This is a genomic window from Pseudomonas sp. MF08875 (assembly GCF_059862525.1).
Genome location: NZ_JCBCUW010000005.1, coordinates 40,231 through 54,979, shown reverse-complemented (window position 1 = coordinate 54,979; position 14,749 = coordinate 40,231). Strand labels below are relative to the sequence as shown.

9 protein-coding genes and 1 pseudogene are annotated in these 14,749 nt (G+C 61.8%); 4 read left to right on the top strand and 6 right to left on the bottom strand.

The window, feature by feature from the left end:
• Nucleotides 1-11: 11 nt before the first annotated feature.
• From AC19YT_RS04295 to putP, 4 genes are all read right to left on the bottom strand, one after another.
• Nucleotides 12-236 carry a hypothetical protein gene (locus AC19YT_RS04295; protein WP_095110894.1) on the bottom strand — a complete coding sequence of 75 codons (225 nt, stop codon included), beginning with the start codon at nucleotides 234-236 and terminating at the stop codon, nucleotides 12-14.
• A 75-nt stretch (nucleotides 237-311) separates the two neighbouring features.
• Nucleotides 312-908 (bottom strand): peptidoglycan-binding domain-containing protein, encoded by a 597-nt coding sequence (locus tag AC19YT_RS04290; RefSeq protein WP_500599929.1) that lies wholly within the window; start codon nucleotides 906-908, stop codon nucleotides 312-314.
• Nucleotides 898-3,780, bottom strand: coding sequence for a type VI secretion system Vgr family protein (locus AC19YT_RS04285; RefSeq protein WP_500609814.1), 2,883 nt, complete (start codon nucleotides 3,778-3,780; stop codon nucleotides 898-900). Before AC19YT_RS04285 ends, AC19YT_RS04290 begins: the two co-directional genes overlap by 11 nt.
• Nucleotides 3,781-4,080: 300 nt before the next feature.
• Nucleotides 4,081-5,565 (bottom strand): sodium/proline symporter PutP, encoded by a 1,485-nt coding sequence (putP, locus tag AC19YT_RS04280; protein ID WP_095110896.1) that lies wholly within the window; start codon nucleotides 5,563-5,565, stop codon nucleotides 4,081-4,083.
• A gap of 461 nt (nucleotides 5,566-6,026) precedes the next feature.
• On the opposite strand from putP, the gene putA reads away from it, so the two are divergent.
• Nucleotides 6,027-9,980 (top strand): trifunctional transcriptional regulator/proline dehydrogenase/L-glutamate gamma-semialdehyde dehydrogenase, encoded by a 3,954-nt coding sequence (gene putA / locus AC19YT_RS04275; protein ID WP_500609813.1) that lies wholly within the window; start codon nucleotides 6,027-6,029, stop codon nucleotides 9,978-9,980.
• Nucleotides 9,981-10,195: 215 nt separating this feature from the next.
• Entirely contained in the window at nucleotides 10,196-11,998 is a 1,803-nt protein-coding gene (locus AC19YT_RS04270; RefSeq protein ID WP_500609812.1) for an acyl-CoA dehydrogenase, read from the top strand.
• A 117-nt stretch (nucleotides 11,999-12,115) separates the two neighbouring features.
• On the opposite strand, the gene AC19YT_RS04265 is transcribed toward AC19YT_RS04270, so the two are convergent.
• Both AC19YT_RS04265 and AC19YT_RS04260 read right to left on the bottom strand, forming a co-directional pair.
• Entirely contained in the window at nucleotides 12,116-12,421 is a 306-nt protein-coding gene (locus tag AC19YT_RS04265; RefSeq protein ID WP_095110899.1) for a cell division protein ZapA, read from the bottom strand.
• Nucleotides 12,418-12,648, bottom strand: a complete 231-nt coding sequence (locus AC19YT_RS04260; RefSeq protein WP_095110900.1) for a hypothetical protein — start codon at nucleotides 12,646-12,648, stop codon at nucleotides 12,418-12,420. The genes AC19YT_RS04265 and AC19YT_RS04260 overlap by 4 nt, the downstream gene beginning before the upstream one ends.
• A gap of 267 nt (nucleotides 12,649-12,915) precedes the next feature.
• Here AC19YT_RS04260 and AC19YT_RS04255 point away from each other — a divergent pair.
• Together AC19YT_RS04255 and AC19YT_RS04250 are read left to right on the top strand one after the other, a co-directional pair.
• Nucleotides 12,916-13,638 (top strand): annotated as a pseudogene (locus tag AC19YT_RS04255) (MCP four helix bundle domain-containing protein); the annotation flags it as partial.
• Nucleotides 13,639-13,668: 30 nt separating this feature from the next.
• Entirely contained in the window at nucleotides 13,669-14,541 is an 873-nt protein-coding gene (locus tag AC19YT_RS04250; protein ID WP_500599935.1) for a methyl-accepting chemotaxis protein, read from the top strand.
• The last annotated feature ends 208 nt before the right edge of the window (nucleotides 14,542-14,749 follow it).

Genomic DNA, 14,749 nt, shown 5'->3' with positions numbered 1-14,749 from the left:
ATCAGCCCACCTCACGGGGATTCGATGTCCGGTTCGTACTGATTCAACACCTGCTCAAACGCAGTGCTGCCGGTGTATTTGAGCTTGAGCCGTTGCAGTTCAGCGTCCGTGCCTCGGCATTGCTGGTTGATGTCGTCGATGGCCTGCGATTGCTCATCACCTTGGTCGGGGATTTCGCCACGCAAGTGGTCGCACAGGTCCCGCTGTTGAACGAATTCACTGATATCGCTGGGCATTTGTTCCGATCCGCAAGCCACTTGAGTCAATGCGAATAACAGCACTGCCGCTACTGAGAAATGGGTAGTCATGGGTTACTTTCCATCCGTCGACCAATGCGGTTTGTCTCGGTCGCCCCGCAGAAATTTGATAACGCCGTAGGTCTTCCCCACAGCGTGCAGCTCAAGGTTCATTTCGGTTCGAGGTTCGGTATTGATGATCACCGCAGTACCTGATGCGTTATTGATAGTGAGGGTCCCCGCCCAACTGATCGTCGTATCGATGGCGTTACCTTCAATATGTCGGGACGTTAGGGATGGAGAGGTTTTAAGGTTTTGCATGCCGTATGCATTGACCATCGCTTTAGCGCCAGCCACGGATTTAACACGCGAATAAGCGCCTGCATCGTCTTGATGGGCCCACTCAATATCGATGCCTTCACGTTCCGGCACGGTTTGTGGGTCAGCGGCTTTGTTCACGATTTGCCATGCCCAGTGCATGAGGAAGGCCCTGTTGGCAGGCCGTAACGTTGCAGAGATGCTGACGGTTGCGCCGGCAGCACGAAGCGCAGCAATGAAGGCCGTTGCCTTCGTCGCAAACGGTGCGGCTAAGTCATCCAGGCTGACGCTGGTCGGAAATTCACTCACCCACGAGCGGCCGCTGGGCTTTTTCGTGGAAATCTCAACAATCACAGGTGTCTGGTCCGACGTGGGTGTGAGGTTGTGTCGGGCTATCGTCATCGTAAGGCACCTCGATTTTGGCGATTTGTGGTGTGTCGGATTGCACGGTTTGGGTGTTGCCGTGCTCGTCGGTGATGCCAATGACGACATCGCCGGACTCAAGCTGAATTCGATATTTCACGTCGCTGAGCGGCACGCCGGTCTGCTTGTCTTTGATGAGATAGGTGAGGTCATACGGGCTGTTCTTGCTGGGCGCAGGTTTCAGGCCGCCCCCCACACCCGTTGCACCTGAGTCAAGTAACGGCTTCAACACATTCACATTCGCCAACTGCATGGCTTCTCGCTGAATCTTTTCCGTCCCCCCGTCACCTCCAGTGATCCCTTGCACCAAGCTGCCATCCTCCAACGCGACGTTGTAAGCCTGCGATAACGCAGCCGCCTTTGCGTCACCTTCGAAGTGCAAAACGTGACGCTGATCTGCCCCATCACGCCCAAACGCTGGCATCGGCACGCGGTCAGTTTTGGGACCGACCCAATCATGGGCCGCCGCATGCACGATGGCGCTGCCCGCCGTACCGATCTCGATGCCGCCGCCAAGCTTGATGTAGCTGCCGTCGTCGGCGACCAAGCGAATGGTCGGCGCCGTCAGGACGATTTCACCTTCCGCCGCCGAGGCGTGCAGGCTCTTGTGTGCATTGAGGGCGATGTCGTCGCTCTGGCCCTGCACCAACACCTTGCCGCGGTTGGCGATGGCGCTGATGCCTGCATCCTGGGCAAACGCAGAGATGCCTTGGCCCGCGTGCAGGCGCATGGCCGCACCGCTGGTCATTTGCAAGTGGTCCTGCGCGGTCGTGTCGTGGTTGCCACCGGCGTAATGGGCTTGGGATGCAGGGGTAGCGCTGACAATGCCCGCCTCGCCGGTGATGGCGATCAACGGTTCACCACGGCCAGAACTGTCGGCGGCGGGCCATTGATCCAGGGTTTGGCGAAGGGCCTCGATACCGGCGTGATCGAGGGCCTGGGCGCCTTGTGCCGAGGCGGTTTCGCCCAAGGCCTTGAACAGGTCAGCGCATTGGCTGAGCAACTCCAACAGCGCTTCGCGGCCCAGTTGCGGGTCCAGGGCCTGATGTTTGGCATAGCTGGTCAGCAGCAAACCTTGTGCGGCTCGCAAGGCAATTGCGGCGTTAGTGCGCAGCTCCGCGCCGTTGCCCAACGGCTGGGCCCTGCCTTCACTGCGCGGCGCAGTGAGTTTGCCCAGGTTCAACGCACTATCCTGATGGCGGCTGGCCAGCCGGGCGCGCAGTTCACCGGCGGTGTCATCGAACAGCAACTCGTTATAGCCGCCGCCCTTGTGCTCTTTGGTCTTGATCCCGGACAGGGCTTGGTTGGCGGGCAATTGCCCGGTTCCCCCCACGTCGCTGAAGCGTGGCGAGTGGTGGCTGCTGTTGTAGACAGCCCCGGTAATCAACGGCCGGTTGATGTCACCTGCGATAAAACTCACCACCACTTCCTGACCGATGCGCGGCATGAACTGGTGGCCAAAACCGTCCCCGGCGCTGGGCTGGGCCACCCGCAGCCACGCGGTGTCTTGCGCATGCTGCCGGGCGCTGTCGTGCTCATCAGGCTGTTGGCGTTGCCAATGAAAGCGCACTTTCACCCGCGCCCACTCATCGGTGTACACCTCGCCCAACGCTAGATCGCCCACCACGACGGCAGTCAGAGGCCCCGCCACCACCGGGCGTGGCGTCAAGCATTGGGGGCGGTAGGGAATGTCGCGACGAATGCTGGAAAAGCGGTTGCGGTAATCCGCTTTGTCTTCGTTGAGGTAGTTGTTGCGCCCCTGATGTTGGACGCTTAGCAGCAGAAACTCCCTGGCGTACAAATGAGGGCGCTGGGCCGGCGCCCCCTCATGCCGGGGATGCTCTGTCAGGGTGAAGGTGTAGCCCGGCTCCATGGCGCGACAGTTGCTGACACCGCGAAAAGTCTTACTCAGCACATGCAAGGCATCGCGGCGCCTGTCGAGCCGATGCTTGGCCTCGCGTTCATCGCCAGCGCTGTATTGCCCTGAAAAGGCGTAGCGCTCCAGTGGCACGGAGCCACTGGCGGGTGTCAGTAGCGCTGTAGACACGCGATCCCACTGGCCCACCTGTTTGTAATCGAACGTGCCAGCGCTAACGGCATCGGGTTGCCGTACGCGCTGGGCGGTCCATTCGCTGATGGTGTCGGCATGGGTCGGGATCGAGCCCTGGAGGTACGCAATCACCGGTTGTTGTGGCAGTGGCGAGAGCCCACGGCAGTCATCGCGCACCACCAGCGTGTGCCCTTGCGCCGTGTGCTCGAAGTAGAACAGCCAGCCCTCTTCTTCCAGCAAACGGCGCACGAAGTGCTCGTCGGTTTCATTGAACTGGGTAATACAACTGTGGGTTCGCAGGGGCAGATCCTGCTGAAGATCGAAGCGCAACACCGCCAATGCGCCGTAATGGGCGAACACCGTGCGCAGTACATCCACCACCGTGCGCTCTTGAAAAATACGGGCATCAACCCGCTGCCCCAAATACCAAAGCCATGGGCTTAGTGTCGCGCAGTAGTGGCTCAAGCCACCGTCATTCTTCAAGTGGCTGAAGGCAGTGATATGGCCATGAATGCAGCGGTGGGCGCCGTTGGCCAGTTCGATTTCAAGCAACGCGCCTTGGTCGATCAGGGTCTTGAGTTCAATACGTGGATCAGGGCTCAGTAACGCCAGATCGAAGCTGAACGGTTGCGATATCGCTTCACTGCCGCTGAAGCTGTCCAGCAGTAATTCATGCTTGGGTTCAGTGGGGACGGTCAGCTTTATCAAACGCTGTTTTTGCGCGCTGAGAAGTAATGCAGGGGTGATGAGCATGCTGGCCTCTTCTTATGCTGAGGAGGGCGAACGTTCATCTATAGGGGAGGGGCTACCCATTCGCCTGACCGCGCGAATTTGAGCATGGGAAAAGGAAAACGACATGTCGGACGCAAGCCACCGACAAGTAGGAGCACTCCGAAAACACGGCATATCGGCTGGCAGCAGTTGCCAAGGCAACAGCACTGAGGGTAGGCGCCACGCACCGCCCTTAAACATTCAAGCCAAAAAAAACCCGCGTCCTTGGGACGCGGGTTTTTTTCGTTTCGCTGCTGGCGTTAGAGCCTCAGCTCAACGCCATCAGTGGTTCAGGGCGAAGTCTTTTTCTGCCGCATCGAAGCGCTGGATCATGCCCGCGGTTGGCGCGCCGGCCTTGCTCACCAGGTAGATGGCGAGGCTGGCGAAGATGAAGCCCGGGATGATTTCGTACAGGCCCAGCAGCTCGAAGTGTTTCCACACGATCACGGTGATCGCGCCGACCAGAATACCGGCCAGTGCGCCGTTGCGGGTCATGCCTTTCCACAGTACCGAGATCAGCACAACCGGGCCGAAAGCGGCACCGAAACCGGCCCAAGCGTAACTCACCAGGCCCAGTACGCGGTTTTCCGGGTTGGCGGCCAAGGCGATGGCGACCAGTGCAACCACCAGCACCATGGCACGACCGACCCATACCAGCTCGACCTGGGAAGCGCTTTTACGCAGGAAAGCTTTGTAGAAGTCTTCGGTCAGGGCGCTGGAGCACACCAGCAACTGGCAGCTCAGGGTACTCATCACGGCCGCCAGGATGGCCGACAGCAGTACACCGGCAACCCATGGGTTGAAGAGGATTTTCGCTAGTTCGATGAACACACGTTCGTGGTTCTCGGTCACAGGGCCGGCCACTTCCGGGTGCGCCGAGAAGTAGGCGATACCGAAGAAACCAACGGCCACGGTGCCGCCCAGGCACAGGATCATCCAGGTCATGGAGATGCGACGGGCATTGGCGATCGACTTGACCGAATCCGCCGCCATGAAACGCGCGAGGATGTGCGGCTGGCCGAAGTAGCCCAGGCCCCAGCCCAGCAGGGAGATGATGCCGATGAAGGTAGTGCCCTTGAGCATGTTGAAGTTGTCAGGGTTCTGCGCTTCGATCGCCAGGAAAGTGGTGTCCACGCCACCAGTGGCCAGCAGCACGATGATCGGCGTCAGCAACAGGGCGAAGATCATCAGCGTGGCTTGCACGGTGTCAGTCCAGCTCACCGCCAGGAAACCGCCCACGAAGGTGTAGGCAATGGTCGCCGCAGCACCGGCCCACAGCGCGGTCTCGTAGGACATGCCGAAGGTGCTTTCGAACAGACGGGCGCCGGCCACGATGCCGGAGGCGCAATAGATGGTGAAGAACACCAGGATCACGATGGCCGAGATAATCCGCAGCAGGCCGCTTTTGTCTTCAAAACGGCTGGAGAAATAGTCCGGCAGGGTCAACGCGTCGCCGTTGTGTTCGGTCTGCACCCGCAGGCGACCGGCCACGAACAGCCAGTTGAGGTAGGCACCGATAATCAGGCCGATGGCGATCCAGCTTTCCGAAAGGCCCGACATATAGATGGCGCCCGGCAGGCCCATCAGCAACCAGCCGCTCATGTCCGAGGCACCGGCCGACAATGCGGTCACGACGCTGCCCAGGCTGCGGCCACCGAGGATGTAGTCAGAAAGGTTGTTGGTGGAGCGATAGGCCGCAAAGCCGATCAGGACCATTGCCGCGATGTAGATCACGAAAGTGATCAGGGTTGGATTACTTGCACTCATTGAGTTACGCCCTGGCTTTGTTTTTATGTAGCGGCGGCTTCTAGCCCTCCGCCAACGGATCACGTTTGACAGACGATTGCACGAGCCACGCATTTATGACCGATGTTTCCCCAGGAAAGCCATCGGCCGATGCACCGTTCTTTTGGTCCGGTTGCACCTTGGCCGCGAATGCTATGCAACAAAGCAAATAAGGTGCAACCAGTTTCTCGGGAATAAGTTGCACCTAGTCGGAAATAAATTTCCCATGCGGTTTTATGCTCCTTTTTGGAGCACAAAACGCCGCATTGCTAAGCCCAAATGCACCAAGGCCGTGCATCCTACACAGGCAGGAAAAATTTTCCTGACGAGCCGCCTATTATTCCGTCAAAAAAAGGGTTGCACCCGGTTGCACCTCTATCGGCTCGCCGCTAATCTTGCCGCCAGCTGATGCCACCGGTCGTGGCAAACATGAGGATAAAAATATGGCTACCACCACCCTTGGGGTCAAACTTGACGACCCAACCCGCGAGCGCCTCAAAGCAGCCGCGACCTCGATTGATCGCACGCCGCACTGGCTGATTAAGCAGGCAATTTTCAATTACCTGGAAAAACTCGAGGGTGGTGCAACCCTGACCGAACTCAGCGGTTTGACCGCCAAGGACGCAGACGACGCCGGCGAAGTGCAAGCCGACCACGCGCACCAGTGCTTCCTGGAGTTCGCCGAAAGCATCCTGCCGCAATCGGTATTGCGCGCCGCCATCACCGCCGCCTACCGCCGCCCTGAGCCCGAAGTGGTGCCGATGCTGATCGAGCAGGCGCGCCTGCCCGCCGCGATGGCCGAAGCCACCAACAAACTCGCCGCCTCGATTGCCGAAAAACTGCGCAACCAGAAGAGCGCCGGCGGCCGTGCCGGGATCGTGCAGGGCCTGCTGCAAGAATTCTCCCTGTCGTCTCAGGAAGGCGTGGCGCTGATGTGCCTGGCCGAAGCACTGCTGCGCATCCCGGACAAAGGCACCCGCGACGCCCTGATCCGCGACAAGATCAGCACCGGCAACTGGCAGCCGCACCTGGGCAACAGCCCTTCGCTGTTCGTCAACGCCGCCACCTGGGGCCTGCTGCTGACCGGCAAACTGGTCTCTACCCACAATGAAACCGGCCTGACTTCGTCCCTGAGCCGCATCATCGGCAAGAGCGGCGAGCCGATGATCCGCAAGGGCGTCGACATGGCCATGCGCCTGATGGGCGAGCAGTTCGTCACCGGCGAGACCATCGCCGAGGCCCTGGCCAACGCCAGCAAGTTCGAGGCCAAGGGTTTCCGCTATTCCTACGACATGCTCGGTGAAGCCGCACTGACCGAACATGACGCCCAGAAGTACCTCGCGTCCTACGAGCAAGCCATCCATTCCATCGGCAAGGCTTCCCATGGCCGCGGCATCTATGAAGGCCCAGGCATCTCCATCAAGCTCTCGGCCCTGCACCCGCGCTACAGCCGCGCCCAGTACGAGCGCGTGATGGACGAGTTGTACCCGCGCCTGCTGTCGCTGACCCTGCTGGCCAAGCAATATGACATCGGCCTGAACATCGACGCCGAAGAGGCCGACCGCCTCGAGCTGTCGCTGGACCTGCTCGAACGCCTGTGCTTCGAGCCGCAACTGACCGGTTGGAACGGCATCGGTTTCGTGATCCAGGCCTACCAGAAGCGTTGCCCGTATGTGATCGACTACGTGATCGACCTGGCTCGCCGCAGCCGTCATCGCCTGATGATCCGCCTGGTCAAAGGCGCGTACTGGGACAGCGAAATCAAACGCGCCCAGGTTGAAGGCCTGGAAGGCTACCCGGTCTATACCCGCAAGGTGTACACCGACGTTTCCTACATCGCCTGCGCACGCAAACTGCTCTCGGTGCCGGAAGTCATCTACCCGCAGTTCGCCACCCACAACGCCCACACGTTGTCGGCCATCTACCACATCGCCGGGCAGAACTATTACCCGGGCCAGTACGAGTTCCAGTGCCTCCACGGCATGGGCGAGCCTCTGTACGAACAGGTTGTGGGCAAGGTTTCCGAAGGCAAGCTGAACCGTCCGTGCCGCGTGTACGCCCCGGTCGGCACCCACGAAACGCTGCTGGCCTACCTGGTGCGTCGCCTGCTGGAGAACGGCGCCAACACCTCGTTCGTCAACCGCATCGCCGACCAATCCATCTCCATCCAGGAGCTGGTGGCCGACCCAGTGGCCAGCATCGAGCAAATGGCCACGGTGGAAGGCGGCTTCGGCTTGCCGCACCCGCGCATTCCACTGCCGCGTGACCTGTATGGCCACGAACGCGCCAACTCCGCCGGCATCGACCTGGCCAACGAACATCGCCTCGCATCGCTGTCCTGCGCCTTGCTGGCCACCGCCCATAACCACTGGAAAGCCGCGCCCATGCTCGGTTGCGCTGCCAGCAGCGAAACCCCGGCACCGGTGCTCAACCCTTCGGATCTGCGTGACGTGGTCGGCCATGTGCAGGAAGCCACCGTCGAAGACGTTGATAACGCCATCCAGTGCGCCCTCAACGCCGCACCTATCTGGCAGGCCACCCCGCCGGCCGAGCGCGCCGCGATCCTGGAGCGCGCCGCCGACCTGATGGAAGCCGAGATCCAGCCGCTGATGGGCCTGCTGGCCCGCGAAGCCGGCAAGACTTTCGCCAACGCCATCGCCGAAGTGCGCGAAGCCGTGGATTTCCTGCGTTACTACGCAGTGCAGGCGCGCAACGACTTCACCAACGACGCCCACCGCCCACTGGGCCCGGTGGTGTGCATCAGCCCGTGGAACTTCCCGCTGGCGATTTTCAGTGGCCAAGTCGCCGCAGCCTTGGCCGCCGGTAACCCGGTGCTGGCCAAGCCTGCCGAGCAAACCCCGCTGGTGGCCGCGCAAGCGGTGCGCCTGATGCTGGAAGCCGGGATTCCCGAAGGCGTGCTGCAACTGCTGCCCGGCCGTGGCGAAACCGTGGGCGCCCGCCTGGTGGGTGACGAGCGCGTCAAAGGCGTGATGTTCACCGGTTCCACCGAAGTGGCGCGCCTGCTGCAACGCAACATCGCCGGGCGCCTGGACGCCCAGGGCCGGCCGATCCCGCTGATCGCCGAAACGGGCGGGCAGAACGCCATGATCGTCGATTCCTCGGCGCTGACCGAACAAGTGGTCATCGACGTCGTCTCCTCGGCCTTCGACAGCGCCGGCCAGCGTTGCTCGGCCCTGCGCGTACTGTGCCTGCAGGAAGATTCGGCAGACCGCGTCATCGAAATGCTCAAGGGCGCCATGGCCGAATGCCGCCTCGGCAACCCGGAGCGCCTGTCCGTGGACATCGGCCCGGTGATTGACGCCGAAGCCAAGGCTGGCATCGACAAGCACATCCAGGGCATGCGCGATAAAGGCCGCAACGTGTACCAGGTCGCCATCGCCGACAGCGAAGAGGTCAAGCGCGGCACCTTCGTGATGCCGACCCTGATCGAGGTGGAAAGCTTCGACGAACTGCAACGGGAGATCTTCGGCCCGGTGCTGCACGTGGTGCGCTACAAGCGCAAAGATATCGACCAGTTGATCGAGCAGATCAACGCGTCGGGCTACGGCCTGACCCTGGGCGTGCACACCCGCATCGACGAAACCATCGCCAAGGTGATCGACAACGTCAACGCCGGTAACGTCTACGTCAACCGCAACATCGTAGGTGCCGTAGTGGGCGTACAGCCGTTCGGCGGCGAAGGCCTGTCGGGCACCGGCCCGAAAGCCGGCGGCCCGCTGTACCTGTACCGCTTGCTGTCGACCCGCCCTACCGATGCCATCGAACAATCGTTCGTACGCAGCGATGCGGCCAACGCCCCAGACATGCGCCTGCGTGAAGCCCTGCTCCAGCCGCTGACCGCCCTGCAAACCTGGGCCGACAGCCACAAACTGGCCGACCTGAGCGCCCTGTGCGTGCAGTTCGCGGCCCAGTCGCAAAGCGGCATCACCCGCACCCTCAACGGCCCGACCGGCGAGCGCAACAGCTACGCCATCCTGCCGCGCGAACACGTGCTGTGCCTGGCGGAAGTCGAAGGCGACCTGCTGACCCAACTGGCGGCCGTACTGGCAGTCGGCGGTTCGGCAGTGTGGCCGGAAGGGGAGTTGACCAAGGCTGTGTTCGCACGTTTGCCCAAGGCTCTTCAGGCGAAGATCACCCTGGTGGCCGACTGGACCAAGGACGAAGTCACCCTCGACGCCGTCCTGCATCACGGTCACAGCGACCAGTTGCGCCAGGTCTGCCAGCAAGTGGCCAAGCGTGCCGGTGCCATCGTCGGCGTCCAGGGCCTGTCCCAGGGCGAAACCAACGTCGCCTTGGAACGCCTGGTGATCGAACGCGCCCTGAGCGTCAACACCGCGGCCGCGGGCGGCAACGCCAGCCTGATGACCATCGGCTAAACCGCACCAACACCGGGCCGCTGCAATGGCGGCCCGGTGTGCTTGAAAAACCTGTGGGCGCGCCGCCCGGCGCGCTTCCACACAGGTTTCCGGCAACGTTTTTTAGGTGGCTGGTTAAGCCGCTGCTCTGCCCCACCATCACGCTCATCAATCATCCTGTTCAGCCCTTATTCACGCGCCTAGACTCGGTCCATTCCAAAAAAAGGTAGGCCGCCATGTCCGAGACGCTGCTCAGTTCCCGCAATCTGGCTTTCGAGCTGTATGAAGTCCTCGACGCCGAGGGCCTGACCCGGCGTGAGCGGTTCGCCGAGCACAACCGCGAGACGTTTGACGCCGCCATCGGCACTGCGCGCAGCATTGCCGAGAAGTTCTTCGCCCCGCACAACCGCAAGGGCGACGAGAACGAGCCGCGTTATGAGGACGGCAACGCGATCCTGATCCCGGAAGTCAAACCGGCGGTGGATGCCTTTCTCCAAGCGGGCTTTCTCAACGCCGCGCGCAGTTTCGAGGCCGGTGGCATGCAGTTGCCGACGCTGCTGTCGCAAGCCTGCTTCGCGCACTTCCAGGCCGCCAACGCGGCGTCCACGTCTTACCCGTTCCTGACCATGGGCGCGGCCAACCTGATCGAGAGCTTTGGCACGCCGGAGCAAAAACAGCGCTTCCTGCAACCGATGATCGACGGCCGCTTCTTCGGCACCATGGCCCTGACCGAACCCCATGCCGGCTCGTCGCTGTCGGACATCCGTACCCGCGCCGAACCCGCGGCGGACGGCACTTACCGGCTCAAGGGCAATAAGATTTTCATCTCCGGGGGCGACCATCCGCTGTCGGAAAACATCGTGCACATGGTGCTGGCCAAACTGCCGGACGCGCCGGCCGGAGTGAAGGGTATTTCGCTGTTTATCGTGCCCAAGTTCCTGGTCAACGAGGACGGCAGCCTCGGCCCGCGCAATGACGTGCTGCTGGCCGGGTTGTTCCACAAGATGGGCTGGCGCGGCACCACGTCCACGGCGCTGAACTTCGGCGATAACGGCAACTGTGTCGGCTATCTGGTAGGTAAACCGCACCAGGGCCTGAGCTGCATGTTCCAGATGATGAACGAGGCGCGCATTGGCGTGGGCATGGGCGCGGTGATGCTCGGCTATGCCGGCTACCTGTATTCCCTGGACTATGCCCGCGAACGCCCGCAGGGGCGCCTGCCCGACAGCAAGGACCCCAACACCGCGCCGGTATCGATCATCCAGCACGCCGATGTGCGGCGCATGCTGCTCACCCAAAAGGCCTATGTGGAAGGCGCCTTCGACCTGGGCCTGTACGCGGCGCGGCTGTTCGATGACACCACCACGCTGGAAGGCGAGGCCGAGCGCAAGCAGGCCCAGGAACTGCTGGATTTGCTCACGCCCATCGTCAAGTCCTGGCCATCGGAGTTCTGCCTCAAGGCCAACGAACTGGCGATCCAAATCCTCGGCGGCCACGGCTACACCCGCGAATACCCGGTGGAGCAGTACTACCGCGACAATCGCCTGAACCCGATCCACGAAGGCACCCACGGCATCCAGTCCCTGGACCTGCTGGGGCGCAAACTGGCGCAAAACGGCGGCGCGGGGCTCAAGCAACTGATTCGCCTGATCGCCGACACCGGCGCGCGGGCCCAGGAATACCCATCACTCAACGCCTTGCGTGAACCGCTGGAACAACTGGTGGCGCGCCTGCAAACGGTGACCCTGGGCCTGCTCGGCGACCTGGCCCAAGGCAAGGTCAACAGCAGCCTGGCCAACTCGGCGCTGTACCTGAAAGTATTCGGGCATACGGTGATTGGCTGGCGCTGGCTGGAACAGGCGATTCGCGCCGAGGAAGGCCTACTGCGGGGCAATGCGGCGGATGTCACCTTCTATAAAGGCAAGCTGCAAGCCGCACGCTACTTCCTGACCTGGAAAGTGCCGGGTTGCCACCATGAACTGGCGATTCTCGAAGCGCGGGATGACACCTGCCTGGGGATGCAGGATGAGTGGTTTTAGTTGGATCCCACACGCTGGCAACTGACCACCCGCGCGCTGCGCCTTTTGCGCAGCGCGCCAGTCGCCTAGATCACGGTGCCAGCTGTCAAAAATGTGCCCCGACAATCAGCTAGAGGCTCACGCTTCGCTGCCAATGGCTTTGGAAATCACCTCGACCGTGGCGCTGACCTGCTCTTGATAACGGTCCAGTTCCAGCTTGTGCTGCTTTTGCATTTCCAACTGCTGGGAGCACAGGTTCATCGCCGCCAGCACCAGCAACTTGTCGCCGATCAGGGTCGGGTACTTGCGTTTGGTTTCGGCCAGCGCGGCCTTGAGCATCAGGGCGGCGTCCAGCAGGGTCTGTTCTTCCCCCGCGGGGGCCTTGATCGAGTAGTCCTCACCGAGAATGGAGACAACCTTGATTGCGTCTGGCCCCTGTCTCATGCGTTGCCAGGGCCTGCACTGACGCGCTCGACCAGCGCCTGGATACGCGCGGCGGTGGCGCCGTGTTTTTCTTCCTGCTCCATCAAGTTCAGTTGCAGGTTTTCGTTTTCGTCCTTGGCCTGGGCCAGTTCGGCGCTCAGGGTGCGGTTGCTGTCGGCCAGGGCCTGGTTCTGTTGCACCAGATCGCCGACCAGTTGCTCCAATTGACTGAGGGATGCTTCCAACATTTTGATTTCTCGGGCTTTTTCGAAGGGCGCGTACGATAAAGAAAAGTCACCACACACGCCAGGGTTATCCGGGTGCAAAGCCTTGATTTTCCTGGCGATGGACCGGCTTGCGAGCTTTACAGACTGCGATTAGCGCTTCTGGTTCCCCCCCTGGGGGGCTGCGACAAAACCGCACAGGCACTCAAGACTTTGCCTACATGACCGATAGGTCAGGATTCTGCCTTTTTTGCACCCTGCGCCAAGGCGAGCCTTTTGTCGGTAACTGTCATGTCTCTTCGCAATATGAACATCGCTCCGAGGGCGTTCCTCGGTTTTGCCATGATTGGCGCCCTGATGCTGCTGCTGGGGGTGTTTGCCCTCAACCAGATGAGCAAGATCCGCGCCGGCGGCGAAGACATCGCCCTGACCAGCGTGCCCAGCCTCAAGAGCCTGGACGAGTTCACCCAACTGACCCTGCGCCTGCGCGTGCTGTCCTATCGCCTGCTTATCAACCGCGAACCGGACGTGCAGCAAAAGACCCTGGAGCTGTTCGACCTGCGCAACCAGCAGATCGCCAGCGCCCAGCGCGACTACGTAAAACTCATCAACGGCGCCCAGGAACAGGCCGCCTACGACCAGTACGTGCAGCTCCTGGGCCAGTACCGCCAGCTCGAAGAGCGGATGAAAAACCTGTCGCGCAATGACCGGGTCGATGAGTTGCGCGAGTTGCTCAACACCGAGTTGTTGAACAATTCCGAGGCGATCAACAGCGTGCTCGCGCGCCTGATGGACATCAACACCGAGCAGACCCACGCCACCGACCAAAATGCCGCCGACCAGTACGACCACGCCTTCAACCTGGTGGTGGGCCTGTTGCTGGTGGCCAGTGCCCTGACGGTGTTGTTCGCCTGGCTGTTGACCCACAGCATCACTGGGCCTATCGCCAACGCCCTGAGCGCCGCCGAGGCCATCGCCGAGGGCAACCTGACCCAGCCGATCACGGTGGACGGCAGCGACGAGGCCGGCCGCTTGCTGCTGGCCATGGCGCGGATGCAGGAAAAACTGCGCGACACCCTGCAACGGATTTCCGGCTCGGCCACCCAACTGGCCTCCGCCGCAGAAGAGCTCAACAGCGTCACCGACGAAAGCGCCCGGGGCCTGACCCAGCAGAACAACGAAATCGAACAGGCCGCCACGGCGGTCAATGAAATGACCAGCGCCGTGGAAGAAGTGGCCCGTAACGCGGTGAGCACCTCTCAGGCGTCCAGCAACGCCACCACCTCGGCCAGCGACGGCCGCGATTTGGTGCAGGAAACCGTCAGTGCCATCGAACGCATGAGTGGTGATGTGCAGAGCACTGCCACCCTGATCGGTGAGCTGGCCGAAGAATCCCGTGACATCGGCAAGGTGCTGGATGTGATTCGCGGCCTCGCCGACCAGACCAACCTGCTGGCCCTCAACGCCGCCATCGAAGCCGCCCGTGCCGGCGAGGCGGGCCGCGGTTTTGCCGTGGTCGCCGATGAAGTGCGCGCCCTGGCCCACCGCACCCAGCAGTCGACCAGCGAAATCGAACGCATGATCGCCAGCATCCAAAGCGGTACTGAACATGCGGTGGACTCGATGCGCAACAGCACCGACCGCGCCGAATCGACGCTCAACATCGCCAAAGGTGCGGGTATCTCCCTGGATACCATCAACACTGCCATCGTCGAGATCAACGAGCGCAACCTGGTGATCGCCAGTGCTGCCGAAGAACAGGCCCAAGTCGCCCGCGAAGTGGACCGCAACCTGGTGAACATCCGCGATCTGTCGGTGCAATCGGCTACCGGCGCCAACCAGACCAGCGCCGCCAGCAATGAGCTGTCGCGCCTGGCCGTGGACCTCAACAGCCTGGTTGGGCGGTTTAGCCTCTAAGGCTTGCGGCCCAGAGCACGGTGGGAGCAACTGGCTTACCCCTGGCCACTCAGTGCCCCCATCGCGAGCAGGCTCGCTCCCACCGTGGAAAAGTGAAAATCCCGCCCGCATCACAGTTCAACTGTGGGCCGGGCGGCGCTTTGCTCGCCCGCGATGGCGGGACTCAAGCCAATAGAGGAGTAGTGGTTATACCGGCTTCATCGCGGGC